The 1484-nt window shown below is 49.9% G+C and carries 1 protein-coding gene; it reads left to right on the plus strand.

Annotation, left to right across the window (positions count from 1 at the left end; all coding sequences use genetic code 11):
• Positions 1-72: 72 nt before the first annotated feature.
• Entirely contained in the window at positions 73-1296 is a 1224-nt protein-coding gene (locus WBG83_RS22385; RefSeq protein ID WP_336747606.1) for an ISL3 family transposase, read from the plus strand.
• Positions 1297-1484: the final 188 nt, after the last annotated feature.

A 1484-nucleotide genomic window follows, 5' to 3' on the forward strand; every position in this document is an offset into this window, starting at 1 on the left:
GGTTCTTCCCAGTTTAGCATGTCCATAGACCGTCAATCCTTGTAGTAGAACCCCTGAAAAGGAGAATATAGGATGACGGAAAACGAGATATTCAATAGGGCCCTAAACTTGGGTACAGGCTGGGAAGTATATGAGGTAGCGTTTAAGCCAGAGCAAAAAGAACTGAGCATCCGCATTCGAACGGTGAAGGGAAGCTTGCATACCTGCGGGACATGTGGCAAACCAAGCTGCCGGATTTACGACCACGGCAAGGAACGGGAATGGCGGCATATGAACTTCTTTCAATACCGAGCTGTGATCCTTGGGAAGCCGCCGCGTGTGGAATGCGAGCAATGCCGCACCCCGAAGACTGCGGCTCTTGCCTGGGCTCGCGAGCGTTCCGGCTTCTCACTTTATTTTGAAGCATTTATGGTCTTGCTTGCCAAAGCGATGCCGATGAATGAAGTGTCCCGATTGCTTGGTGAGCATGACACCACTTTATGGCCGATTCTCCATCATTATGTGGAGGAGGCCCGCCAGGGTCAGACCTGGGAGGAGGTCAAACGGATCGCCATCGATGAAACCTCTCGGGCAAAGGGGCATGAATACGTATCGTTGGTGATGGACCTGGATACCCGTAAAGTCCTTCATGTGGCGGAAGGAAAAGATCAACGGACCTTGTTTGACTTTAAGGGACACCTGTTACAAAAATGCGGCCATCCCGATGACATCGAGGAGTTGTGCATGGATATGTCGCCCAGCTTCATCGCGGGGGCCAAACGGTACTTCCCGAACGTGGAAATCACCTATGACAAATTCCATGTCATGAAAGTCATTCATACAGCGGTCGATGAGACCAGACGCAAAGAACAGCGGACGGTAGCGGATTTAAAAGGCAGCCGCTATGCATGGCTCAAGCGGGAAGAAAACCTCACTCCCAACCAAAAGGAATCCCTGTTGCGACTGAAGGATCAGGATTTGAAGACAGCGAAAGCGTATCACTTGAAGCTGGCCTTCTCTAAGCTATGGGAGCAAGAAACACCTGAGCAAGCCAAGAGCTTTTTGGACGACTGGTATTACTGGGCGACACATAGCCAGATTTCCGATATGGTCAAAGCAGCCAAAACCATTCGAGCGCATGAAGCAGGCATCTTACGCTGGTTCACGTCCCGGGTCACAAATGGGATCATGGAGGCCATTAATGGATTGGTACAAAGTGCCAAACGACGAGCCCGCGGCTACCGTTCGGTTAAAAATCTAAGCACGATGATTTACTTGATCGCAGGTGGATTGAAGCTAAAGACCGTCGAGATCTAAACAAAAACATTCATGACATATCGTCGCATCCCCGGTATGAAAGCAGCTCTTTCACAGAAAAAAGAATCGTGATCAGTATGGAGCCACAACCCGCTCATCTCACTGAACCCGATTCCCTTGTCCACCACTCAGTATATCCATATGGTGGAAGGTCTATTCAGGTACGTATCAGGAGGAGAACAATCTAG

The sequence above is a fragment of the Paenibacillus sp. y28 genome, from assembly GCF_037137075.1.
Lineage (GTDB): Bacteria > Bacillota > Bacilli > Paenibacillales > NBRC-103111 > JBBBNV01.